Genomic DNA, 22,788 nt, shown 5'->3' with positions numbered 1-22,788 from the left:
CACGCCCACCGAGCGGCGCTTTCGCCGGGCGGACGCCGACTCCCCCGAGATCACGAACGTAGAGAACCGCAAGTCCGACCGTCCGGCCATTTCCCTCCCACGATCCGGCCCGAACCCAGCCCCGGACGCTTGGATCCGGCCTCCGGGCCGGTATCAGAACTGGAAACACGAAACTCCGCCGACCGCCTTGCCCGGACCACCGCACCGGCCGACGCTGGAACGCGACGACGGACGGCCCGGATCGTCGGCGGCGTCGGCATGAGGGGGGATCACATGCTGGAGCAGCCACCTGTGTTCGGCGCCGAACTGCGCCGCTTACGCATGACCGCCGGGCTCACGCTGGCCCAGTTCGCCGCTTCGGTGCACTACAGCAAGGGCCAGGTCAGCAAGGTGGAAACGGGCCGGCAACGAGCGACGCCCGAGTTCGCCCGCCTGTGCGACGCGGCCCTCGACGCGGGCGGCACGCTCGAAGCCCTCGCCACCCCCCACCCACGCCGCCGCCGGACCGCCCTGTCCCACGCCCCCGACCAGGCAGGAGTCATGCGAGGCGAACCCCGCAAGCCGGCCGAAGCCGCCCCACCGCCACCGACCCGTCGGCAACTGATCACGGCGGGAGCGATGTCCGCGTTCGGCATCGCGGCCACCGCACCGCCTCAGCCCGAGCCGACCGGGCAGCCACTGCTGGACGCATACCGCCTCCTGTTCGACCAGTACCGCCGCATCGGCCAGATGTCACCGCCGCGAGCCCTGCTGCCGGCGCTCGCCGAGCAGACGAACGCCCTGCGCGCCCTGGCCACCCGTACGGACAGCCGTACGACACAGGGCCTGCTGGTCCTCGCGGCACGCTTCGCGGAGTTCACCGGCTGGATGGCGCAGGAGGCGGGCGACGAAGCCGCGGCCGCCCGCTGGACGGACCACGCCGTGGACATCGCCCACGGCGCGGGCGACCGCCGGCTGGCCTCGTACGCACTGGTCCGCCGCGCCCTCATCTCCTACTACCGGGGAGAACCGGCCGACGCCGTCGCCCTGGCCGAAGGCGCCCTCTCCGGGCGGCTCCCGCCCCGCATCCGTGCTCTGGCGGCACAGCGCGCGGGCCAGGGGCACGCCCTGGAGGGTGACTACGACGCCTGCATGCGCCGACTCGACCAGGCCCGTGTGCTCTTCGGCCGCGCGGCGGCCGAGGAACCCGAGCCGAACGCACCCGTCCTCGGCTCGGCCCACCTCGCCGACCCGGTCTCCATGGTGACCGGCTGGTGCCTCGTGGACCTGGGCAGGCCCCGTGAGGCAGCCGACATCCTCGACGCCCAGTGCGCCCGTCTGCCGGCCCACGCCCTGCGGAACCAGGCCCGTTACGGCGTCCGGCGCGCCCTGGCCCACGCCCGGGCCGGAGAGATCGAGCACGCCTGCGAACTGACCGGGCACTTGCTGCGGCACACGGCCTGCGTGGGCTCCGAGACCGTCGCCACCGATCTGCGCCGCCTCGCCCGGGTCCTGGGCCGCCACCCCCGTCAGCCCGCCTACCGGGCCGTCGCGGCCCCGCTCACCGCCGCCCTCACGCCGTCGGAACTCTGACCGACGCCGTCCCTCCCCTTTCCAGCAGAGAGGTCGTTCCGTCATGCCCGAAATCTTCATCAACTACCGCACCGGCGACGGCGAGCAGGCCGCCGCGACCCTCGACAACGCGCTGCGCGCCCGCTTCGGCAACGAGCGCGTCTACCGCGCCAGCCGGTCGATCTCACCCGGCGACCGGTTCGACGACGACCTGATCACCAATGTGCGCCACAGCTCGGTCCTCCTCGCCCTCATCGGCGACCGCTGGCTGGACAAACCTGTCCTCGGCAACGACGACGACTGGGTCACCAAGGAGATCCTGGAGGCCTACCGCTACGACATCCGGATCATCCCGGTGCTCATCGGCAGGCGCACGGAACGACCGGCCAAGCGCGACCTCCCCGACTCCCTGCTCTGGCTCCCCGACTGCCAGACGCTGCGCTACGACCATCAGAACGACGAACGCGACCTGAAGCACATCGGCGACAGCCTCGCGGCCCTGGTCCCGGCCCTCGCGGCAGCCGACCGTACGTCCGCCGAGCCGGACGCACCCGCGGCCACCACCAACGCCACCGGCGACCTGCACCACTCGCAGGCGATCCAGGTGGGCCAGGCCACGAACAGCCCCATCCACATCGGCCCCGACGAATCACAGCACCACGTCCACCAGAGCGGCGACGGCGCGAACTACGTGGCGGGGGACAACCACGGAGGCATCCGCCAGAACTTCGGCACCACGCCCAGGGCCGAGGACGACGAACGATGACCGAGGCTCCCGAGCCACACTTCCGCGACCAGTACAACGTCTACGTCGGCCAGCTCCTCACTACGCCGCCCACACCTGCCCGGAAGGTCGCCGAGCACCAACTACGCAGCCTCCAGCGCCGGTTCACCCGCCCGCAGGGCATCAACGACGCCTACGACACGCTGGCGGAGCACCGCATCGTCTTCCTCGACGGCACCCCGGGCAACGGCCGGACCACGGCGGCACGCGTGCTGCTGCGGGAGCTTCCGCGCGGCGCGGGAACGTACCACGAGATCGACACCACGGAGGTGGGCAGGGCAAACGAGGTCCTCTCCCCCGATCTCGTCGGGGAGGGGGACCGGATGCTGCTGGACCTGTCGGCGTCGGGTGAGGCCGTATGGAAGCAGCACCACGACAGACTCCTCGGCTTCTACAAGGTCCTCCTGGACCAGCAGGCCCACCTCGCCGTCGTGCTGCCGCACGCGTACCAGCTGAGTCCGGACTTCACCGAGTACCGCAGGACGGTCAGCCGTCCCGACGGCCTGCGAGTGATCGCCTCCCACCTGCGCGCCCACGGCGTCGACACGCGTGATCGGGAGCCGCCTCCGCCCGCCCTCGGGGAGTATCTCGCCGTCCACCCGCCCATGCGCGAACTGGCCCGGCTGGCCGACCTCATGCTGGAGGCACGCGAGACGCTCCAGCGCGGCGGCTCCTTCGCCGAGTGGTACGAGCTCGCGATCGCGGCTCAGGCCACCCGGTCCCATGAGGTGGACTCCTTCGTCCCCGCTCTGCGGAAGGGCTCCCAGCGCGCGCTGCTCCTGACGGTCGCCATGCTGCACGGGGCACCCGTGGACGCCGTTCACCACGCGGCGGCGAAGCTTCAGCAGCAGTTGGGCATCCCCCCGGACGACCGCCCGCTCCTGGAGCACAAGGGACTGGCAGAGCGCCTGCGGAAGGTGGCGGCGACCCGTGACGCCTTGTCCTGCGCGCACTTCGAACAGCTTCGCTACGACGATGCCGTGCGCCGTCACTTCTGGCTGAACATGCCGGATCTCCGCGAGCCGCTGCGGCACTGGGTGGACGAGGTGCTCACCCTGCCGCAGCTGCGCCCGGTCGACCACGAGCGCCTCGTCGAGCGCTTCGCCGAGCTGTTCCGGGCCACGGACGGACTGGCCGGCCTGATGCCCATCGCCTCCGAGTGGGCGGAGAGAGACGACAAACGCTCCGCCTACCAGCGTGCCGCCGCGGAGCTCCTCAGCTGGGGTGTGCGGAACGAGGACACCGGCTCGACGTTCCGGGCGGAGATCTACCGCTGGTCGGTCAGTCCGATGGGGGACGGGCTCCGCCGGGTCCTGGTCGAGGTGTGCGCGCAGGTCATGGCGGTCCAGTACCCGGAACAGGCAGTGGTCCGGCTGCACCAGCTGGGCCGACGAGAGCCTGACGGGCGCCGCAGGGCCCGTGACGCCCTGCTGGGATTCGTGGCCCAGGACGTCCATCTCCAGCGCCATCTCCTCTTCCGCCTGGCCGTTCACCCCCCGGCCAAGCCCGAGTACAGAGAATTCGACGCCCGGCTCTTCCTCGACCTCCTCGCCCTGCCGACCCGGCCCCCGCACGCCTTCCTGCGCGGAGCCGTGACCCGGGACTGGCTCACCGTGTGCTGGACCGCCGTGTTCCGGCACACCGACAGCACGATCCGGCCGGCCCGTCTCCAGCGGTGGATCGCCGAGGTGGACCGGGCAGAGGACCCGACGCTCCTCCCGCACGCCCTGAACGTGCTCATCGACGCCGCCGCCGACGACCACCCCGCCCTCAGCCAGGTCTACGCCACGGCCAGAAGGTCCCTCTCCGCCGAACAGACCTCCCTCCTGCTGGCCAGGATCCACGAGGTGCAGCGCGCCGGCCTGTCACGACGGACCAAGCCACAGGAGGAATCACCATCATGAGTTCGGGTCAGAAGACCGTGTCCGTCTTTCTGATGTTGATCAGCTCGATGCTCGTTCTGATCCTCGGCCTGTACGTCTCCTGGCCGCTGTGGGCCTGGCCCGTCGCCGTCCTCCTCCTCGGCGCCTCCTGGGCGGGGGCGACGGCCACCGCGTCCCGGTCGAACCGGGGGAAGCTGTTCCCGGACACCGTCACGGCACCGCCCGTGCCGGAGGTGGAACGCCGCGAGCTGTCCGTGAGGGACGTCGCGCTGCCCAGCGCCCTGGACGACTACGACTTCCTGCTGTCCGCGACGGTCCGCTGGTGTCCCGAGAAGCCCTATGCGCAGGAGACCGGTGTCCACCACGGAGGCCTGGCGGTGGAGGCCGTCCTCGCCCGCGCCGGAGAGCTCACCGCGGGCCGTGACCCGTTCCGCAGCTCCCTGGTCCAGCACGAACTGAGCGGCGCGCTGGCGGAGATGCGCCACGACCGCACGGGACACATCCGGGTGATGGCCCTCGATGTCGTCCTCCGGCTCTCCGAGGAGGACCAGCGCCGGCTGGACCGTCTCGCCGCGATCCGCAAGGACGAGGAGCTCTGGGAGCACGAGCGCAAGTGGGAGAAGAACCGGCGGGCCTATCTCGGCGAGGATGTCCTGCGGGACACAGGGCGTGCCGTCGTCTGGTGGCTCGCCAAGAACGAGGACCACGTGGAGAAGACGGTCCAGGACATCGGGCTCCTCGCCCAGCTCTCCTCGGCAGCCAACAACGAGCGCGTCGCCGAGCCCTTCCGGCACCTGGTGCCGGAAGCCTTCTCAGAGGTTCCGGTCACGGGGGCGGAGGTGGAGGCGGAGCGCGGTCCGGCCGACCAGTTCACCGACTTCATGCAAGGGCTGGGCTTCTCGCCCGGGGCGGACGACTGCGTGCTGCTCGCCGAGCAGGTGGCCATGGCCATCAAGGACAAGGACGTGGCCGAGGAGATCCGCAGGCGCTTCGCCCCGTCACCGGCCGAGGACGAAGACGCGGACGGGGAGGAACCCGAGCCGCCCTCGACCGGCCTGGGGCCCGCCGCCGAGGCCTAGAACGGCGGCGAGGCCCGGCTCCCCACCAGGGAACCGGGCCTCGCCCACGACTTCAGAGGCTTACAGCCCCACAGCCTTCCGCAGCGCCTCCACGCGGTCCGTGCGCTCCCACGTGAAGTCGGGCAGCTCACGGCCGAAGTGGCCGTACGCGGCGGTCTGGGCGTAGATCGGGCGCAGCAGGTCCAGGTCGCGGATGATGGCCGCCGGACGCAGGTCGAAGACCTCGTCGATGGCCTTCTCGATCCTCTCCGCGTCGACCTTGGCGGTGCCGAAGGTCTCGATGAAGAGACCGACCGGCTCGGCCTTGCCGATCGCGTACGCGACCTGCACCTCGCAGCGCGAGGCCAGACCGGCGGCGACGACGTTCTTGGCGACCCAGCGCATCGCGTACGCGGCCGAGCGGTCGACCTTGGACGGGTCCTTGCCGGAGAAGGCGCCGCCGCCGTGGCGGGCCATGCCGCCGTAGGTGTCGATGATGATCTTGCGGCCGGTCAGGCCGGCGTCGCCCATCGGGCCGCCGATCTCGAAGCGGCCGGTCGGGTTGACCAGCAGGCGGTAGCCGTCGGTGTCCAGCTTGATGCCCTCGTCCAGGAGCGCCTTCAGCTCCGGCTCCACGACGAACTCGCGGATGTCGGGGGCGAGCAGCGACTCCAGGTCGATGTCGGACGCGTGCTGCGAGGAGACGACGACCGTGTCCAGGCGGACCGCCTTGTCGCCGTCGTACTCGATGGTGACCTGCGTCTTGCCGTCCGGGCGCAGGTAGGGGATGGTGCCGTTCTTGCGGACCTCGGACAGCCGCTTCGACAGGCGGTGCGCCAGGAAGATCGGCAGCGGCATCAGCGTCGGCGTCTCGTCGGTGGCGTAGCCGAACATCAGGCCCTGGTCGCCCGCGCCCTGCTTGTCCAGCTCGTCCTCATCGCCCTCGACCCGGGACTCGTACGCCGTGTCGACACCCTGCGCGATGTCCGGGGACTGCGCGCCGATCGACACCGAGACGCCGCAGGAGGCGCCGTCGAAGCCCTTCTTCGACGAGTCGTAGCCGATCTCAAGGATCTTGTTGCGGACCAGCGTCGCGATGTCCGCGTACGTCTTGGTCGTGACCTCTCCGGCCACATGCACCAGGCCGGTGGTGATCAGCGTCTCGACGGCGACCCGGGAGGTCGGGTCCTCGCGCAGAAGCGCGTCGAGAATGGTGTCGCTGATCTGGTCAGCGATCTTGTCGGGGTGACCCTCGGTCACGGACTCCGAGGTGAACAGGCGACGGGACACAACGCTCCCTGGGGTTGCAGCGGCTGCTGGCTGATCATTGGCGGACGGGACGGGGGCTGCGCCCGGCGTCATCCGAGAACAGTTTATCGGTCGCGCTCGGCCGCGGGCCCACCTGTCTCGCCTCTCGGGAGCGCTGTGACCTGCGGCACGGGCATTCTGCCCAATCCCGAGCGGGCTTGACCAGGGGCGCCACGCCCCAATGTGCGGGGTTTCAGGGTCCGTGGGCCGAATGCAACATTCAGCTCAGGCGTTCGACGACGAGATCCCACACTGTTTCGGCCAGGGCTTCCTTGGGGCCGTGCGGTATGGGCTTCTCGGTGCCGTCGGCGCCCAGCACCACGGCCTCGTTCTCCTCGGAGCCGAAGGTCTTGCGCTCCCCCACCTCGTTCACCACGAGGAGGTCGCAGCCCTTGCGTTCCAGCTTTGCCCGGCCGTTGGCCAGCACGTCGTCGGTCTCGGCGGCGAATCCGACGACCACCTGACCGGGGCGGGCACGCTCGGCCGAGATCTCCGCAAGGATGTCCGGATTCCGCACCAGGACGATGGGCTCGGGCTCCTGGCCGTCCTTCTTCTTGATCTTTCCGGCGGCGTAGGCGGCGGGGCGGAAGTCCGCGACCGCCGCCGCCATCACGACGGCGTCGGCGTCCGCGGCCGCCTTCAGCACCGCCTCGCGCAGCTGCACCGCCGTGCCGACCTGGACGACGTCGACGCCCGCCGGGTCGGCCAGGCCCGTGTTGGCCGCGACCAGCGTCACCCGGGCGCCCCGGGCGGCGGCGGTGCGGGCAAGGGCGTAGCCCTGCTTGCCGGAGGAACGGTTGCCGAGGAAGCGGACGGGGTCGAGGGGCTCGCGGGTGCCGCCGGCGCTCACCACGACATGCCGTCCCTTGAGATCCGGCTCGGTGACACCCCGGGCCAGCACCCGGCGGCAGACCTCGAAGATCTCGCCGGGGTCCGGCAGCCGGCCCTTGCCCGTGTCGACGCCGGTGAGGCGGCCGACGGCCGGCTCGATGACGACGGCGCCGCGGCGGCGCAGCGTCGCCACGTTCTCCTGGGTGGCCGGGTGCTCCCACATCTCGGTGTGCATGGCCGGGGCGAAGACGACCGGGCAGCGGGCTGTGAGGAGGGTGTTCGTGAGGAGGTCGTCGGCGAGGCCGTGGGCCGCCTTGGCGAGCATGTCGGCGGTCGCCGGGGCGACGACCACCAGGTCGGCGTGCTGCCCGATGCGGACGTGCGGCACCTCGTGGACGTCGTCCCACACCTCGGTGGAGACGGGGTTGCCGGACAGGGCCGACCAGGTGGCCGCGCCGACGAAGTGCAGGGCGGAGGCGGTGGGAACGACGCGGACGTCGTGGCCCGACTCGGTCAGCCTTCTGAGCAGCTCGCAGGCCTTGTACGCGGCGATGCCACCGCTGACCCCCAGAACGACCTTCGGCTTGTCCACCGTCTCTCCCCGGACCTCGGAAAACACGCCGCGCTCCCGGCGTACGACTCCATCACACACCACAGGCCCGACAGTCGCGCTGCCGGGCCTGTGGAAAAGCCAACTGCAATCTGAAAGTACTACTGCGCCGGGCCCTCGACGGCCTCGGACGTCAGCAGACCCGCGTTGATCTCGCGGAGCGCGATCGAGAGCGGCTTCTCGTGGACGTGGGTGTCCACCAGCGGACCGACGTACTCAAGGAGGCCCTCGCCGAGCTGCGAGTAGTACGCGTTGATCTGGCGGGCACGCTTGGCCGCGTAGATCACGAGGCTGTACTTCGAGTCGGTGGCCTCAAGAAGCTCATCGATCGGCGGGTTGATGATGCCCTCGGGCGCGGTGATGGAAGAGGACACGCTCTACCTTCCGATGGGTGGAAAAGAATCAGGCATGATCACAGAATTCGTGATCACACAACATCCATCAAGGCTAGCAGCTCGCGCGCCACGTCCTCGACGGAGGTGTTGACCAAGGTCTCGTCGAACTCCGGCTCGGCCGCCAGCTCGACCTTCGCCGCCTCCAGGCGACGCTCGATCACCTCGGGCGGCTCGGTGCCCCGGCCGGTGAGCCTGCGCACGAGCTCCTCCCAGGAGGGAGGAGCCAGGAACACCAGATGGGCTTCCGCCATGGACTCGCGGACCTGTCGGGCGCCCTGGAGGTCGATCTCCAGCAGGACGGGCTCACCCGCCTCCAGTCGCTCCAGCACCGCCGTACGCGGCGTGCCGTAGCGGTTGCCGGCGAACTCCGCCCACTCCAGCAGCTCACCGTTGGCGATCAGCTTGTCCATCTCCTCGTCGGTGACGAAGAAGTAGTGGACTCCGTGCTTCTCGCCGGGGCGGGGCTTGCGGGTCGTCGCCGACACCGAGAGCCAGACCTCGGGGTGTTCCTTGCGCATATGGGCGACGACCGTGCTCTTGCCAACCCCTGAGGGGCCGGAGAGCACGGTCAGCCGCGGACGTTCACTCATGCAGCGATTATTCCAGCAATCCCGGAGTGCCCGGGACTCCCTTCCCGGCAGTGCCCGGGCTCAGGAGCCGGTGCTGCCGAACTCACGCTCCAGGGAGGCGATCTGGTTGGAACCGAGGCCACGCACGCGGCGGCTCTCGGAGATGCCGAGTCGCTCCATGATCTGCTTGGCGCGGACCTTGCCCACGCCCGGCAGGGATTCAAGGAGGGCGGAGACCTTCATCTTGCCGATGACGTCGTTCTCCTGGCCCTGCTTGATGACCTCGTGAAGGGAGGCGCCGGAGTGCTTGAGTCGATTCTTGACCTCGGCCCGCTCCCGGCGAGCCGCGGCGGCCTTTTCGAGCGCGGCTGCGCGCTGTTCAGGGGTAAGGGGCGGAAGAGCCACGCCTACGTCACCTCGGATGTTGAACTGTCGGATACGGACCGGTGAGGAACCTAGTCGCCCCACACCTGGGGAGCCACGAGCAACACGCTTGCCCGTTCTCTCGTCGGAGACTAGCGGCCAAGTCCGCCAGAGTCAGCGAGAACAGAGGAAAAGTCCTGGTCAGCCTCCGTCAGGACGGACATTTCTGACATACTGCCCCGGATTTGAGGATGTATTCAGACTCAAGTCGACGCCGAACCCGTCGTCAGGCCACTCGAACAAGCGTCTAGAAACACCTGGACGACCGCCCCGGACGACTCAGCCGGCCGTCACGGCCGCCCGGATCTCCTCCGCGAAGCGCTCCGCGGCCGCACGCAGCGCCGTGACGTCGGGACCGTGCCGCAGCACCCCCCGGCTGACGTTCGGCACGACATTGCGCACCGCGGCGCCGAAGACGCGCGGGAGATCGGCCGGAGTGGCCCCCTGGGCGCCGATGCCGGGCGCCAGGAGCGGGCCGTTGATCTCCAGGTCGTACGACGACAGATCGCCGAGCGTGGCGCCGACGACCGCCCCGAAGGAGCCCAGCGGCTCCTCCCCCGCGTTCTCGGCGGCCAGGTGGGCCAGCATGGTCGCGCCGACGTTGCGACCGTCCCCGTCCTGCGTGCGCACCGCGTGCTGGACCTCGCCGCCCTCCGGATTGGAGGTCAGCGCCAGCACGAACAGGCCCGCGCCGCTCTCGCGCGCGAGATCCACGGCGGGCTTGAGCGATCCGTAGCCGAGATACGGCGAGACGGTCAGGGCGTCCGAGAACAGCGGGGCGTCCTTGTGCAGGAAGGACTCGGCGTACGCGGCCATGGTCGAGCCGATGTCGCCGCGCTTGGCGTCCATGACGACCAGCGCGCCGGCCGCCCGCGCCTCCTCGACCGCCTTCTCCAGGACCGCGACTCCGCGCGAGCCGAAGCGCTCGAAGAACGCGCTCTGCGGCTTGAGGACCGCGACCCGGTCGGCCATCGCCTCGACGACCGTGCGGCTGAACCGCTCCAGGCCGGCCACGTCGTCGTTCAGGCCCCACTCGGCGAGCAGGGACGCGTGCGGGTCGATACCGACGCACAGCGGGCCCCGGTCGTCCATGGCCCGGCGCAGGCGGGCGCCGAAGGGCTCCAGAACTGTCATGCGGACTTCCTCACGTCGGCGCCGACCGCGTCGGCGAGGGTGGCGTACGGGCTGGTGCGCAGTCGGGCGGCGAGGCCCTTGTGGACGGCGCGGCTGTAGAAGGGCCCCTGGTAGATGAAGGCGCTGTACCCCTGCACCAGCGTGGCGCCCGCCAGGATGCGCTGCCAGGCGTCCTCGGCGTTCTCGATACCGCCGACACCCACCAGGGTGATCCGGTCGCCCACGCGCGCGTAGAGGCGGCGCAGCACCTCCAGGGAGCGTGCCTTGAGCGGCGCGCCGGACAGTCCGCCGGCCTCCTTCACCAGCGAGGGTTCGGATGTCAGACCGAGTCCCTCACGCGCGATGGTGGTGTTGGTGGCGATGATGCCGTCCAGGCCGAGCTCCACGGCCAGGTCGGCCACGGCGTCGACGTCCTCGTCGGCGAGGTCCGGGGCGATCTTCACCAGGAGCGGCACCCGGCGGTTGGCGACCGTGCGGTCGGCGGCCTCGCGCACGGCGCTCAGCAGGGGGCGCAGCGCCTCGGTGGCCTGGAGGTTGCGCAGCCCGGGCGTGTTGGGCGACGACACGTTCACGACCAGGTAGTCGGCGTAGGGCGCCAGGCGCTCGGTGGACTTCACGTAGTCGCCGACGGCCTCGGCCTCGGGTACGACCTTGGTCTTGCCGATGTTCACGCCGACCACCGTCCTGAAGACGGGATTGCGCGAGGCCAGGCGCGCGGCCACGGCCAGCGAGCCCTCGTTGTTGAAGCCCATGCGGTTGATCAGCGCCCGGTCCGGCACGAGCCGGAACAGCCGCTTCTTGGGGTTGCCGGGCTGCGCCTCACCGGTGACCGTGCCGATCTCGACGTGGTCGAAGCCGAGCATCGTCATCCCGTCGATCGCGACGGCGTTCTTGTCGAAGCCCGCGGCGAGCCCGAACGGACCGTGCATGCGCAGCCCGAAGGCCTCGGTGCGCAGTTCCTTGTGGCGGGGCGCGAGGGCGGCGGCGACGAACGTGCGCAGCACCGGAATCCGCACCGCCAGCCGGATCCAGCGGAAGGCCAGGTAGTGGGCCTGCTCGGGGTCCATCCGGGTGAAAACCAGACGGAAGAAAAGCTTGTACATGTCGGTGTCCTCACCAAGAGGGGGACACCGTTTCCGGTGTCCCCCTCAGGGCTGCTAGTCGCGGGCCGCGGTCAGGTGTTCGGCGTGTTCCTGGAGCGAGCGGACGCCCACGTCGCCGTGGTGGAGGGCGTCGATGCCCTGGACCGCGGCGGCCAGCGCCTGCACGGTCGTCAGGCACGGCACGGACCGCGCCACGGCCGCCGTACGGATCTCGTAGCCGTCCAGGCGGCCCCCGGTGCCGTACGGGGTGTTGACGATGAGGTTGACCTCGCCGTCGTGGATGAGCTGGACGATGGTCTTCTCGCCGTTCGGGCCGGTGCCCTCGGACTGCTTGCGCACCACGGCGGCGTTGATGCCGTTGCGCTTGAGGACCTCGGCGGTGCCGGAGGTGGCCAGCAGCTCGAAGCCGTGCGCGACCAGCTCACGGGCCGGGAAGATCACCGAGCGCTTGTCGCGGTTGGCCACCGAGATGAAGGCGCGGCCCTTGGTGGGCAGCGGGCCGTAGGCGCCGGCCTGCGACTTGGCGTAGGCCGTGCCGAAGACGTTGTCGATGCCCATGACCTCGCCGGTGGAGCGCATCTCCGGGCCGAGGACCGTGTCGACGCCGCGGCCGTGGATGTCGCGGAAGCGCGACCACGGCATGACGGCCTCCTTGACCGAGATGGGCGCGTCCAGCGGCAGCTCGCCGCCGTCGCCCGTCCTCGGCAGCAGCCCCTCGGCGCGCAGTTCGGCGACGGTCGCGCCCAGGGAGATCCGGGCGGCGGCCTTCGCCAGCGGCACCGCGGTCGCCTTCGAGGTGAAGGGGACCGTGCGCGACGCGCGCGGGTTGGCTTCGAGGACGTAGAGGATGTCGCCGGCCATCGCGAACTGGATGTTGATCAGGCCGCGGACGCCGACGCCCTTGGCGATGGCCTCCGTGGAGGCGCGCAGGCGCTTGATGTCGAAGCCGCCGAGGGTGATCGGGGGCAGCGCGCACGCGGAGTCGCCGGAGTGGATGCCGGCCTCCTCGATGTGCTCCATCACGCCGCCGAGGTAGAGCTCCTCGCCGTCGTAGAGCGCGTCGACGTCGATCTCGATCGCGTCGTCGAGGAAGCGGTCGACGAGGACCGGCCGGGAGGGGCTGATCTCGGTCGACTCGGCGATGTAGGACGACAGCCGGGTCTCGTCGTAGACGATCTCCATGCCGCGGCCGCCGAGGACGTACGACGGCCGGACGAGGACCGGGTAGCCGATCTCGTCGGCGATGGCCTTGGCCTCGGCGAAGGTGGTGGCGGTGCCGTGCTTGGGGGCGGGCAGGCCGGCCTCCTTGAGCACGCGGCCGAAGGCGCCGCGGTCCTCGGCGGCGTGGATCGCCTCGGGGGAGGTGCCGACGACCGGTACGCCGTTGTCCTTCAGCGCCTGCGCCAGGCCCAGCGGGGTCTGGCCGCCGAGCTGGACGATGACGCCCGCGATCGGGCCGGCCTGGGCCTCCGCGTGGACGATCTCCAGCACGTCCTCCAGCGTCAGCGGCTCGAAGTACAGCCGGTCGGAGGTGTCGTAGTCGGTGGAGACGGTCTCCGGGTTGCAGTTGACCATCACGGTCTCGTAGCCCGCGTCGCTCAGCGCGAAGGAGGCGTGGACGCAGGAGTAGTCGAACTCGATGCCCTGGCCGATGCGGTTGGGGCCGGAGCCCAGGATGATGACGGCCGGCTTCTCACGGGAGGCGACCTCCGTCTCCTCGTCGTAGGACGAGTAGAAGTACGGCGTCCTCGCGGCGAACTCGGCGGCGCAGGTGTCGACCGTCTTGTAGACCGGGCGGATGCCCAGCGCGTGCCGGACCTCGCGGACGACGTCCTCGCGCAGGCCGCGGATCTCGCCGATCTGCTGGTCGGAGAAGCCGTGCCGCTTGGCCTCGGCGAGCAGGTCGGGGGTCAGCTCCGGGGACTCGGCGAGCTCGTCCGCGGTCTCCTTGATCAGGAAGAGCTGGTCGACGAACCAGGGGTCGATCTTCGTGAACTCGAAGACCTCCTCGGGCGTGGCGCCCGCGCGGATGGCCTGCATGACCGTGTTGATCCGGCCGTCGGTGGGACGAACGGACTCGGCGAGCAGCGAGGACTTGTCGCCGGGGTCGCCGACGAACGTGAACTGGCTGCCCTTCTTCTCCAGCGAGCGCAGCGCCTTCTGGAAGGCCTCGGTGAAGTTGCGGCCGATGGCCATGGCCTCGCCGACCGACTTCATGGTGGTGGTCAGCGTGGAGTCGGCCTGCGGGAACTTCTCGAAGGCGAACCGCGGTGCCTTGACGACCACGTAGTCGAGCGTGGGCTCGAAGGAGGCCGGGGTCTCCTGCGTGATGTCGTTCGGGATCTCGTCGAGGGTGTAGCCCACGGCGAGCTTGGCGGCGATCTTGGCGATCGGGAAGCCGGTCGCCTTGGAGGCGAGGGCCGAGGAGCGCGACACGCGCGGGTTCATCTCGATGACGATGACCCGGCCGTCGTCGGGGTTCACCGCGAACTGGATGTTGCAGCCGCCGGTGTCGACGCCGACCTCGCGGATCACGGCGATGCCGATGTCGCGCAGGATCTGGTACTCGCGGTCGGTGAGGGTCATCGCCGGGGCGACGGTGATGGAGTCACCGGTGTGCACGCCCATGGGGTCGAAGTTCTCGATGGAGCAGACGACCACGACGTTGTCGTGCTTGTCGCGCATCAGCTCCAGCTCGTACTCCTTCCAGCCGAGGATGGACTCCTCCAGGAGCACCTCGGTGGTCGGGGAGAGCGTGAGGCCCTGGCCGGCGATGCGGCGCAGCTCGTCCTCGTTGTGGGCGAAGCCGGAGCCGGCGCCGCCCATGGTGAAGGACGGGCGGACGACGACCGGGTAGCCGCCGAGCGTCTCGACGCCCTGGAGGACGTCGTCCATGGAGTGGCAGATGACCGAGCGGGCGGACTCGCCGTGGCCGATCTTGGCGCGGACGGCCTCGACGACCTCCTTGAACAGGTCGCGGTCCTCGCCCTTGTTGATGGCCTCGACGTTGGCGCCGATCAGCTCGACGCCGTACTTGTCCAGCGTGCCCGCCGCGTGCAGCGAGATCGCGGTGTTCAGGGCCGTCTGGCCGCCCAGGGTGGGCAGTAGCGCGTCGGGGCGCTCCTTGGCGATGATCTTCTCGACGAACTCCGGGGTGATCGGCTCGACGTAGGTGGCGTCGGCGATCTCCGGGTCGGTCATGATCGTCGCCGGGTTGGAGTTGACCAGGATGACCCTGAGGCCCTCGGCGCGCAGGATGCGGCACGCCTGGGTGCCGGAGTAGTCGAACTCGGCGGCCTGGCCGATGACGATCGGGCCGGAGCCGATGACCAGGACGGACTGGATATCGGTGCGCTTAGGCACGCTGGCCCTCCATCAGGGAAACGAAGCGGTCGAACAGGTAGGCGGCGTCGTGCGGGCCGGCTGCCGCTTCGGGGTGGTACTGGACGCTGAAGGCCGGTCGGTCGAGGAGCTGGAGGCCCTCCACCACGTTGTCGTTGAGGCACACGTGGGAGACCTCGGCGCGGCCGTAGGGGGTGTCGGAGACCTGGTCGAGCGGCGCGTCGACGGCGAAGCCGTGGTTGTGCGCGGTGACCTCGACCTTGCCGGTCGTACGGTCCTGGACCGGCTGGTTGATGCCGCGGTGGCCGTACTTCAGCTTGTAGGTGCCGAAGCCCAGGGCGCGACCGAGGATCTGGTTGCCGAAGCAGATGCCGAACAGCGGGGTGCCGCGCTCCAGCACCTCCTGCATGACGGAGACCGGGTGGTCGGCGGTGGCCGGGTCGCCCGGGCCGTTGGAGAAGAACACGCCGTCGGGGTTGACGGCGTAGACGTCCTCGACGGTGGCCGTGGCCGGCAGGACGTGCACCTCGATGCCGCGCTCGGCCATGCGGTGCGGGGTCATGCCCTTGATGCCGAGGTCGACGGCGGCGACGGTGAACTTCTTCTCACCGATCGCGGGGACGACGTACGGCTCCTTGGTGGCGACCTCGGCGGAGAGGTTCGCGCCCTTCATCTCGGGGGCCTGGCGGACCTCGGTGAGCATGATGCCCTCGTCGGGCAGGGCGTTGCCGGAGAAGATGCCGACGCGCATGGCGCCGCGCTCGCGCAGGTGGCGGGTGAGGGCGCGGGTGTCGATGCCGGAGATGCCGACGACGCCCTGGTGGCGCAGCTCCTCGTCCAGCGACCGCTTGGCGCGCCAGTTCGACGGCACGCGCGCGGGGTCGCGCACGACGTAACCGGCGACCCAGATCCGCTTGGACTCGGGGTCCTCGTCGTTGACGCCGGTGTTGCCGACGTGCGGGGCGGTCATCACGACGACCTGGCGGTGGTACGACGGGTCGGTGAGGGTCTCCTGGTAGCCGGTCATGCCGGTGGAGAACACGGCTTCGCCGAAGGTCACCCCCACGGCCCCGTAGGCACGGCCGCGGAAGATCCGGCCGTCCTCCAGGACGAGGACGGCGGGAACCTTGGTGGCTCCCCTTGTGGAGGTCGTCATCGTGCGCCTTCCGTGTTGTTGATCATCTGGTTCAGGGTGTCGACCCACTCGTTGTGCTCGGCGGCCGTGTCCGAGCGGAAGCCGGAGTCGATCAGGCGTTCGCCGTGCGCCCAGGTCACCACGAGCAGTCCGCCCTCGGTCAGGACCTTGCCGGCGATGCCCTTGTCGAGCCGGGCCTCGCGCAGCTGCTCGGCCGGGACGAAGAAGTCGGTCGCGCCGGGGCGTACGACGTCCAGTCCCGCGTCCGTCAGCGTGAGCTCGACCCGGCTGCGGGTGCCCAGGCCGTGCGCCACGATGCGGTCGAGCCACTGCCCGGCGGTGGTGGAGCCGTGGTAGCGGCCGCTCATGCTCAGTCTCACCGGCCCCGGCTCATCAGGCGCGCTGGGCAGCTCCGGGAGGTCGCCCTGGAGCGTGCCGCGCCACTTCCAGCCCTCGCGCATCAGCCAGTAGACGAGCGCGACGAACAGGGCGAGGCCGACGAGCCAGCCGATGCGGGCGGCCCAGTCGGTCACCTCGGCCGACTTCTGTTCTGCGGCGATGGTCAGGAGTGGTGTCACGTGAGCTTCCCGTCGACGAGCGTGGCCTTGCCCCGGAGCCACGTGTGCGTCACTCGGCCCGGCAGCTCACGCCCCTCGTACGGGGTGTTGCGGCTGCGCGAGGCGAAGCCCGCGGGGTCCACGTCCCCACGGTATTCCGTGTCGACGAGCGTGAGGTTGGCGGGCTCACCAGCCGAGACGGGACGGCCGTGGCCCTTCGCCTGCCCGATCTCGGCGGGCTTGAAGGACATGCGCTCGGCGACCCCGGCCCAGTCGAGGAGCCCGGTGTCCACCATGGTCTCCTGCACCACTGACAACGCGGTCTCCAGGCCGACCATGCCCATGGCGGCCGCGGCCCACTCGCAGTCCTTGTCCTCGTGCGGGTGCGGGGCGTGGTCGGTGGCGACGATGTCGATCGTGCCGTCGGCGAGCGCCTCGCGCAGCGCCAGCACATCACGCTCGGTGCGCAGCGGCGGGTTGACCTTGTAGACCGGGTTGTACGTGCGCACCAGCTCGTCGGTGAGGAGCAGGTGGTGCGGGGTGACCTCGGCGGTGACGTCGATGCCGCGGGACTTGGCCCAGCGCACGATCTCCACGGAGCCGGCGGTCGACAGGTGGCAGATGTGGACGCGGGAGCCGACGTGCTCGGCGAGCAGGACGTCCCGGGCGATGATCGACTCCTCGGCCACCGCCGGCCAGCCCCCGAGCCCCAGCTCGGCGGAGACGATGCCCTCGTTCATCTGGGCGCCCTCGGTCAGCCGCGGCTCCTGGGCGTGCTGGGCGACGACGCCGCCGAAGGCCTTCACGTACTCCAGCGCGCGCCGCATGATCACGGCGTCGTCGACGCACTTGCCGTCGTCGGAGAAGACGGTGACGCCGGCCGCGGACTCGTGCATGGCGCCCAGCTCGGCGAGCTTCTTGCCCTCCAGGCCGACGGTGACGGCGCCGATGGGCTGCACGTCGCAGTAGCCGTGCTCCTGGCCGAGCCGGTAGACCTGCTCGACGACGCCGGCGGTGTCGGCGACGGGGAAGGTGTTGGCCATGGCGAACACGGCGGTGTAGCCGCCGCTGGCCGCCGCGCGCGTGCCGGTGAGAACCGTCTCGGAGTCCTCGCGGCCGGGCTCGCGCAGATGGGTGTGCAGGTCGACCAGGCCCGGCAGCAGCACCTTGCCGGCCGCCTCGACGACCTCGGCGCCCTCGTCCGGGAGTCCCGTGCCGACGGCCTCGATGACCGAGCCGTTGATCAGCACGTCCTGCGGCTCGCCGCCGAGCACCTTCGCACCACGGATCAGGATCTTGCTCATGTGTCTTACTTCTCCTCGATACGGGTGTGGCTGACGGCGGGCTCGCTGCCGCCGAGCAGCAGGTACAGGACGGCCATCCGGATGGAGACTCCGTTTGCGACCTGCTCCACGACGGTGCAGCGGTCGGAGTCGGCGACCTCGGCGGTGATCTCCATGCCGCGGACCATCGGGCCGGGGTGCATCACGATGGCGTGCTCGGGCATCCTCGCCATGCGCTCGCCGTCGAGCCCGTAGCGCCGCGAGTACTCGCGCTCGGTCGGGAAGAACGCGGCGTTCATCCGCTCGCGCTGCACGCGCAGCATCATCACCGCGTCGGACTTGGCCAGGGTGCGGTCGAGGTCGTACGACACCTCGCACGGCCAGGTCTCGACGCCGACCGGCACCAGGGTGGGCGGGGCGACGAGAGTGACCTCGGCACCGAGGGTGTGCAGCAGATCGACGTTGGAGCGGGCGACGCGGCTGTGCAGGACGTCGCCGACGATCGTGATGCGCCGGCCGGCCAGGTCCTGGCCGAGCCCGGCGTCCCGGCCGACGAGGCGGCGGCGCATGGTGAAGGCGTCCAGCAGGGCCTGCGTGGGGTGCTGGTGGGTGCCGTCACCGGCGTTGATGACGGCGGCGTCGATCCAGCCGGAGTTGGCCAGCCGGTACGGCGCCCCGGAGGCGCTGTGCCGGATCACGACCGCGTCGACGCCCATGGCCTCCAGGGTCTGGGCGGTGTCCTTCAGGGACTCGCCCTTGGACACGCTGGAGCCCTTGGCGGTGAAGTTGATGACGTCCGCGGACAGTCGCTTCTCGGCGGCCTCGAAGGAGATACGCGTGCGCGTGGAGTCCTCGAAGAAGAGGTTGACGACGGTACGGCCGCGCAGGGTCGGCAGTTTCTTGATGGGGCGGTCGGCCACCCGGGCCATCTCCTCGGCGGTGTCGAGGATCTGGACGGCGTCGTCGCGGGTGAGGTCGGCGGCCGAGATGAGATGACGCTGCATCTGTCAGGCTCCGTAAGGCAATTCGGGAGTTTTCGGGCAAACAGGTACGCACGTCGGCACACCGAAGTGGCCGTGCGCCCGGCCTGCTACTGGGCGGTCTGCTTCACACCGAGCAGCACGGTGTCGCGACCGTCCTCCTCGGCGAGCTGGACCTTGACCGTCTCCCGCAACGACGTGGGGAGGTTCTTGCCGACGTAGTCGGCACGGATGGGCAGTTCGCGGTGGCCCCGGTCGACGAGGACCGCGAGCTGTACCGCGCGCGGGCGCCCGATGTCGCCCAGCGCGTCGAGTGCGGCGCGGATGGTGCGGCCGGAGAACAGGACGTCGTCGACGAGGACGACAAGGCGGCCGTCGAGGCCGTCACCAGGGATCTCGGTGCGGGCCAGCGCACGCGGCGGGTGCATGCGCAGGTCGTCGCGGTACATGGTGATGTCCAGCGAACCGACCGGGATCTTGCGCTCGGTGATCTCTTCGAGCTTGACGGCGAGCCGCTGGGCGAGGAAGACGCCTCGGGTGGGAATGCCGAGGAGCACCACGTCGTCGGCGCCCTTGGCGCGTTCGACGATCTCGTGGGCGATGCGGGTCAACACCCGCGCGATGTCAGGGCCTTCGAGAACCGGCCTTGCATCGGACGCTTGCATGTCCATACGAAAAGGACCTCCTTCTCCGCCTCACGGGACGGACCTTAAAGGACGTCGGGTTTGCGCCATCCACCCTAGCAGCCCGCGCAGCGACCCCGGTTCACCCCCTTGGCGTAATCGGCCGCCGCTCCCACGGAAGAGTCGGTGTGGACCATTCGGCTTGACGCACAAGAGTCACGCTGCGTAACCTCACAGTGAGTTACCAGCCGCGCGGCGGGAACACAGCCGGCCGCGTCGACACAGTGTCCGGGGAGCTATATGTCCAGCGAATACGCCAAACAGCTCGGGGCCAAGCTCCGGGCCATCCGCACCCAGCAGGGCCTTTCCCTCCACGGTGTCGAGGAGAAGTCCCAGGGTCGCTGGAAGGCCGTGGTGGTCGGTTCGTACGAGCGCGGCGACCGTGCCGTGACCGTGCAGCGCCTTGCCGAGCTGGCGGATTTCTACGGCGTTCCGGTGCAGGAGCTGCTGCCGGGCACGACGCCGGGCGGCGCCGCCGAGCCGCCGCCGAAGCTGGTCCTGGACCTGGAGCGGCTGGCCCACGTGCCGGCCGAGAAGGCGGGCCCGCTGCAGCGCTACGCCGCGACGATCCAGTCGCAGCGCGGTGACTACAACGGCAAGGTGCTCTCGATCCGCCAGGACGACCTGCGCACACTCGCCGTCATCTACGACCAGTCCCCCTCGGTTCTCACCGAGCAGCTGATCAGCTGGGGCGTGCTGGACGCGGACGCGCGTCGCGCGGTGTCCCACGAGGAGAACTGAGCCTTCTCCCGACTCAGCAGAAACGTGCCGCCGGGGTGGCCGGAACTTCACGGTTCCGGCCACCCCGGCGGCTTTCTGCGGGCTTCGGGGGCCACGGACGTACACAGAGAAGCCGGAGGGCCCGCAGCGTGTCGCTGCGGGCCCTCCGGCGATGTGCGTGCCCTTACGCCTCGTCCCGGCGCAGCGAGGGCTTGAGCTCCTTGAGCCGACCGAGCAGGCCGTTGACGAACGCGGGCGACTCGTCCGTGGAGAACTCCTTGGCCAGCTGCACCATCTCGTCGAGCACCACGGCGTCCGGGGTCTCGTCGACCCAGATCAGCTCGTAGGCGCCCAGCCGCAGGATGTTGCGGTCGACGACGGGCATCCGGTCCAGCGTCCAGCCGACCGAGTACTGCGCGATCAGCTCGTCGATCCGCCGTGCGCGCTGCGCATAGCCCTCGACCAGCTGCATCGTGTACTCGCTCACCGGCGGCTGCCGCGTGTCGGCCCGGGAGAGCCGGATCCAGTCCGCGAGGACCGTCAGGACATCGGCGCCGCGCTGGTCGCCCTCGAAGAGGATCTGGAAGGCGCGCTTGCGAGCCGTGTTGCGGGCAGCCACGGTTAGCTGTTCACCCGGCCGAGGTAGCTGCTGTCGCGGGTGTCGACCTTGATCTTCTCACCGGTGGTGATGAAGAGCGGGACCTGGATCTGGTGGCCGGTCTCCAGGGTGGCGGGCTTGGTGCCACCGGTGGAGCGGTCGCCCTGGACGCCCGGCTCGGTCTCCTGGATGACGAGCTCGACGGCGGCCGGCAGCTCCACGAAGAGCACCTCGCCCTCGTGCTGCGCCACGGTGGCGGTGAAGCCCTCGATCAGGAAGTTGGCGGCGTCACCGACGGCCTTGCGGTCGACCATGAGCTGGTCGTAGGTCTCCATGTCCATGAAGACGAAGTACTCGCCGTCCATGTACGAGAACTGCATGTCGCGCTTGTCGACAGTGGCCGTCTCGACCTTGACGCCGGCGTTGAAGGTCTTGTCGACGACCTTGCCGGAGAGCACGTTCTTGAGCTTGGTGCGCACGAAGGCCGGGCCCTTGCCGGGCTTGACGTGCTGGAACTCGACGACGGACCAGAGCTGGCCGCCTTCGAGCTTGAGCACCATGCCGTTCTTGAGGTCGTTCGTGGAAGCCACGGTTGCGGAATCTCCTGGACTGACGTGGACGACCCCGGGGCACGCACCTGCCTAGAGGGCGAGCAGCTCCTTGGTCGTGATGGTGAGTAGCTCGGGTCCGCCGTCCGCCTCGGGGCGGACGACGAGCGTGTCATCGATCCGGACGCCGCCCCGGCCCGGGAGGTGGACCCCCGGTTCGACGGTGACCGGCACGCAAGCGTCCAGTTTACCCATGGCTGCGGGGGCCAACTGCGGGTCCTCGTCGATTTCGAGCCCGACACCGTGCCCGGTGAGCGCCGGCAGGCTCTCCGCGTACCCCGCGGAGTCCAGTACCTGGCGTGCCGCACGGTCCACGTCACGGCAGGCCGCGCCGGGCGCGAGGGTCTCCCGGCCGGCCCGCTGGGCGGCGAAGACGAGGTCGTACAGCTCGATCTGCCAGTCCGCGGGGGACGTGCCGATCACGAAGGTGCGGCCGATCTCGCAGCGGTAGCCGCGGTAGGTCGCGCCCAGACAGACGGAGAGGAAGTCGCCCTCCTCGACCCGCCGGTCGGTGGGCCGGTGGGCGCGGCGACCGGAGTTCGGGCCGGTGGCGACGGAGGTCGGGAAGGCGGGGCCGTCGGCGCCGTGGTCGACGAGACGGCGTTCCAGCTCCAGGGCGAGATGCCGTTCGGTGCGGCCGACGAGGATGGACTCCAGCAGCTCGCCCAGCGCCTGGTCGGCGATCTCGGCGCCGATGCGCAGGCAGGAGATCTCCTCCTCGTCCTTGACCACCCTGAGCTGCTCGACGGCTCCGCCCAGCTCCGCAAGGCGCAGGCGGGGAGCCACCGAGCGGATGGCCCGGTGCCGGGCGACGGTGAGGTGGTGCTCCTCCACCGCCAGTGAGTCACCGCCCTGCGCGAAGGCGAGATCGGCCGCCGCGACGGCCGGGTCGCCGCCGGAGCCGGGGAGCGTGTGCAGGCGCAGGGCCTCGTCCGGGCGGCCTTCGGAACGGTCGTCCGGCGGGCCGCCGCACACGAGGACGTCCTCGGTTCGGCCGATCAGCAGGACTGCGCCCTGGGGGGCCGCGCCCGCGAGGTAGCGGACGTTGGCGGGGCGGGACACGAGCGCGGCGGCGCTGCCGCCGGCTTGGCAGCGGTCCCTGAGCCTGGTTCGGCGGGTGGCGTACACCTCTGACATGACACGAGCGTAGGAGTTTCGCAGGTGTGGCGCCGTTTGAGAGAGGCCGAGTGGGTTGTTCGGCGGGTGCGGGCCGGTGGGGGCCGGTCGCTGAGA

The 22,788-nt window shown here is 70.3% G+C and carries 21 protein-coding genes; 5 read left to right on the top strand and 16 right to left on the bottom strand.

The window, feature by feature from the left end; genetic code table 11:
- Nucleotides 1-273: 273 nt before the first annotated feature.
- The 4 genes from AB0Q90_RS27490 to AB0Q90_RS27475 are packed head-to-tail and all read left to right on the top strand — an operon-like array spanning nucleotide 274 to nucleotide 5,297.
- Nucleotides 274-1,572, top strand: coding sequence for a helix-turn-helix transcriptional regulator (locus AB0Q90_RS27490; protein ID WP_363164622.1), 1,299 nt, complete (start codon nucleotides 274-276; stop codon nucleotides 1,570-1,572).
- Between the two features lie 43 nt (nucleotides 1,573-1,615).
- Entirely contained in the window at nucleotides 1,616-2,317 is a 702-nt protein-coding gene (locus AB0Q90_RS27485; RefSeq protein WP_363164623.1) for a toll/interleukin-1 receptor domain-containing protein, read from the top strand.
- The gene (locus tag AB0Q90_RS27480) at nucleotides 2,314-4,239 is read left to right on the top strand and encodes a hypothetical protein (protein WP_363164624.1); all 1,926 of its coding nucleotides are present in this window, start codon (nucleotides 2,314-2,316) and stop codon (nucleotides 4,237-4,239) included. The genes AB0Q90_RS27485 and AB0Q90_RS27480 overlap by 4 nt, the downstream gene beginning before the upstream one ends.
- Nucleotides 4,236-5,297 carry a hypothetical protein gene (locus tag AB0Q90_RS27475; RefSeq protein WP_363164625.1) on the top strand — a complete coding sequence of 354 codons (1,062 nt, stop codon included), beginning with the start codon at nucleotides 4,236-4,238 and terminating at the stop codon, nucleotides 5,295-5,297. The genes AB0Q90_RS27480 and AB0Q90_RS27475 overlap by 4 nt, the downstream gene beginning before the upstream one ends.
- A gap of 60 nt (nucleotides 5,298-5,357) precedes the next feature.
- Here the strand turns inward: AB0Q90_RS27475 and metK are convergent, their stop codons facing one another.
- The 13 genes from metK to pyrR all read right to left on the bottom strand — a co-directional run bounded on the left by metK (nucleotide 5,358) and on the right by pyrR (nucleotide 19,617).
- The gene (gene metK, locus AB0Q90_RS27470) at nucleotides 5,358-6,566 is read right to left on the bottom strand and encodes a methionine adenosyltransferase (RefSeq protein ID WP_363164626.1); all 1,209 of its coding nucleotides are present in this window, start codon (nucleotides 6,564-6,566) and stop codon (nucleotides 5,358-5,360) included.
- Nucleotides 6,567-6,804: 238 nt separating this feature from the next.
- Nucleotides 6,805-8,007, bottom strand: coding sequence for a bifunctional phosphopantothenoylcysteine decarboxylase/phosphopantothenate--cysteine ligase CoaBC (gene coaBC, locus AB0Q90_RS27465; protein ID WP_363164627.1), 1,203 nt, complete (start codon nucleotides 8,005-8,007; stop codon nucleotides 6,805-6,807).
- A 119-nt stretch (nucleotides 8,008-8,126) separates the two neighbouring features.
- Nucleotides 8,127-8,399 carry a DNA-directed RNA polymerase subunit omega gene (rpoZ, locus tag AB0Q90_RS27460; protein WP_003982715.1) on the bottom strand — a complete coding sequence of 91 codons (273 nt, stop codon included), beginning with the start codon at nucleotides 8,397-8,399 and terminating at the stop codon, nucleotides 8,127-8,129.
- Between the two features lie 53 nt (nucleotides 8,400-8,452).
- Nucleotides 8,453-9,010, bottom strand: a complete 558-nt coding sequence (gene gmk / locus AB0Q90_RS27455; protein WP_363164628.1) for a guanylate kinase — start codon at nucleotides 9,008-9,010, stop codon at nucleotides 8,453-8,455.
- 60 nt (nucleotides 9,011-9,070) lie between these two features.
- Complete coding sequence (locus AB0Q90_RS27450; protein ID WP_003977346.1) at nucleotides 9,071-9,394, bottom strand: integration host factor; 324 nt, start codon at nucleotides 9,392-9,394, stop codon at nucleotides 9,071-9,073.
- A gap of 297 nt (nucleotides 9,395-9,691) precedes the next feature.
- Nucleotides 9,692-10,546: an orotidine-5'-phosphate decarboxylase gene (gene pyrF / locus AB0Q90_RS27445; protein ID WP_363164629.1), complete on the bottom strand. Its 855-nt coding sequence runs from the start codon at nucleotides 10,544-10,546 to the stop codon at nucleotides 9,692-9,694.
- Nucleotides 10,543-11,649 (bottom strand): quinone-dependent dihydroorotate dehydrogenase, encoded by a 1,107-nt coding sequence (locus AB0Q90_RS27440; protein WP_363164630.1) that lies wholly within the window; start codon nucleotides 11,647-11,649, stop codon nucleotides 10,543-10,545. The genes pyrF and AB0Q90_RS27440 overlap by 4 nt, the downstream gene beginning before the upstream one ends.
- 54 nt (nucleotides 11,650-11,703) lie before the next feature.
- Nucleotides 11,704-15,012, bottom strand: coding sequence for a carbamoyl-phosphate synthase large subunit (gene carB / locus AB0Q90_RS27435; RefSeq protein ID WP_363164631.1), 3,309 nt, complete (start codon nucleotides 15,010-15,012; stop codon nucleotides 11,704-11,706).
- Nucleotides 15,005-16,147, bottom strand: a complete 1,143-nt coding sequence (gene carA / locus AB0Q90_RS27430; protein WP_363164632.1) for a glutamine-hydrolyzing carbamoyl-phosphate synthase small subunit — start codon at nucleotides 16,145-16,147, stop codon at nucleotides 15,005-15,007. Before carA ends, carB begins: the two co-directional genes overlap by 8 nt.
- Nucleotides 16,144-16,704 carry a hypothetical protein gene (locus AB0Q90_RS27425; RefSeq protein WP_363164633.1) on the bottom strand — a complete coding sequence of 187 codons (561 nt, stop codon included), beginning with the start codon at nucleotides 16,702-16,704 and terminating at the stop codon, nucleotides 16,144-16,146. The genes carA and AB0Q90_RS27425 overlap by 4 nt, the downstream gene beginning before the upstream one ends.
- Nucleotides 16,701-17,987, bottom strand: coding sequence for a dihydroorotase (locus AB0Q90_RS27420; RefSeq protein ID WP_363164634.1), 1,287 nt, complete (start codon nucleotides 17,985-17,987; stop codon nucleotides 16,701-16,703). The genes AB0Q90_RS27425 and AB0Q90_RS27420 overlap by 4 nt, the downstream gene beginning before the upstream one ends.
- Nucleotides 17,988-17,992: 5 nt before the next feature.
- Nucleotides 17,993-18,970: an aspartate carbamoyltransferase catalytic subunit gene (locus AB0Q90_RS27415; RefSeq protein WP_363164635.1), complete on the bottom strand. Its 978-nt coding sequence runs from the start codon at nucleotides 18,968-18,970 to the stop codon at nucleotides 17,993-17,995.
- 86 nt (nucleotides 18,971-19,056) lie between these two features.
- Entirely contained in the window at nucleotides 19,057-19,617 is a 561-nt protein-coding gene (pyrR, locus tag AB0Q90_RS27410) for a bifunctional pyr operon transcriptional regulator/uracil phosphoribosyltransferase PyrR (RefSeq protein ID WP_363164636.1), read from the bottom strand.
- A 252-nt stretch (nucleotides 19,618-19,869) separates the two neighbouring features.
- Here pyrR and bldD point away from each other — a divergent pair, with 252 nt between their 5' ends.
- The gene (gene bldD / locus AB0Q90_RS27405) at nucleotides 19,870-20,370 is read left to right on the top strand and encodes a transcriptional regulator BldD (RefSeq protein WP_019059743.1); all 501 of its coding nucleotides are present in this window, start codon (nucleotides 19,870-19,872) and stop codon (nucleotides 20,368-20,370) included.
- 163 nt (nucleotides 20,371-20,533) lie between these two features.
- On the opposite strand, the gene nusB is transcribed toward bldD, so the two are convergent.
- The 3 genes from nusB to AB0Q90_RS27390 are packed head-to-tail and all read right to left on the bottom strand — an operon-like array spanning nucleotide 20,534 to nucleotide 22,692.
- Nucleotides 20,534-20,968: a transcription antitermination factor NusB gene (gene nusB / locus AB0Q90_RS27400; protein ID WP_363160659.1), complete on the bottom strand. Its 435-nt coding sequence runs from the start codon at nucleotides 20,966-20,968 to the stop codon at nucleotides 20,534-20,536.
- Between the two features lie 2 nt (nucleotides 20,969-20,970).
- Nucleotides 20,971-21,537, bottom strand: coding sequence for an elongation factor P (gene efp, locus AB0Q90_RS27395; RefSeq protein ID WP_363160660.1), 567 nt, complete (start codon nucleotides 21,535-21,537; stop codon nucleotides 20,971-20,973).
- A gap of 51 nt (nucleotides 21,538-21,588) precedes the next feature.
- A complete protein-coding gene (locus AB0Q90_RS27390) occupies nucleotides 21,589-22,692 on the bottom strand; it encodes an aminopeptidase P family protein (protein ID WP_363160661.1) in 1,104 nt (367 codons plus the stop codon).
- Between the last annotated feature and the right edge of the window lie 96 nt (nucleotides 22,693-22,788).

Source organism: Streptomyces sp. NPDC079141 (genome assembly GCF_040686775.1).
Classification (GTDB): domain Bacteria; phylum Actinomycetota; class Actinomycetes; order Streptomycetales; family Streptomycetaceae; genus Streptomyces.
The sequence above is the reverse complement of the archived record's forward strand: the minus strand, read 5'-3'. Positions and strand labels throughout refer to the sequence as shown.

Bases quoted from the DNA above. Each gene is read 5' to 3' on its own strand.
- AB0Q90_RS27485 (WP_363164623.1), top strand. From the start codon at position 1,616: ATGCCCGAAATCTTCATCAACTACCGCACCGGCGACGGCGAGCAGGCC.
- gmk (WP_363164628.1), bottom strand. From the start codon at position 9,010: ATGAGTGAACGTCCGCGGCTGACCGTGCTCTCCGGCCCCTCAGGGGTT.
- AB0Q90_RS27420 (WP_363164634.1), bottom strand. From the start codon at position 17,987: ATGAGCAAGATCCTGATCCGTGGTGCGAAGGTGCTCGGCGGCGAGCCG.
- AB0Q90_RS27475 (WP_363164625.1), top strand. From the start codon at position 4,236: ATGAGTTCGGGTCAGAAGACCGTGTCCGTCTTTCTGATGTTGATCAGC.
- AB0Q90_RS27415 (WP_363164635.1), bottom strand. From the start codon at position 18,970: ATGCAGCGTCATCTCATCTCGGCCGCCGACCTCACCCGCGACGACGCC.
- AB0Q90_RS27480 (WP_363164624.1), top strand. From the start codon at position 2,314: ATGACCGAGGCTCCCGAGCCACACTTCCGCGACCAGTACAACGTCTAC.
- AB0Q90_RS27440 (WP_363164630.1), bottom strand. From the start codon at position 11,649: ATGTACAAGCTTTTCTTCCGTCTGGTTTTCACCCGGATGGACCCCGAG.
- pyrF (WP_363164629.1), bottom strand. From the start codon at position 10,546: ATGACAGTTCTGGAGCCCTTCGGCGCCCGCCTGCGCCGGGCCATGGAC.
- bldD (WP_019059743.1), top strand. From the start codon at position 19,870: ATGTCCAGCGAATACGCCAAACAGCTCGGGGCCAAGCTCCGGGCCATC.
- carA (WP_363164632.1), bottom strand. From the start codon at position 16,147: ATGACGACCTCCACAAGGGGAGCCACCAAGGTTCCCGCCGTCCTCGTC.
- pyrR (WP_363164636.1), bottom strand. From the start codon at position 19,617: ATGGACATGCAAGCGTCCGATGCAAGGCCGGTTCTCGAAGGCCCTGAC.
- AB0Q90_RS27490 (WP_363164622.1), top strand. From the start codon at position 274: ATGCTGGAGCAGCCACCTGTGTTCGGCGCCGAACTGCGCCGCTTACGC.
- AB0Q90_RS27390 (WP_363160661.1), bottom strand. From the start codon at position 22,692: ATGTCAGAGGTGTACGCCACCCGCCGAACCAGGCTCAGGGACCGCTGC.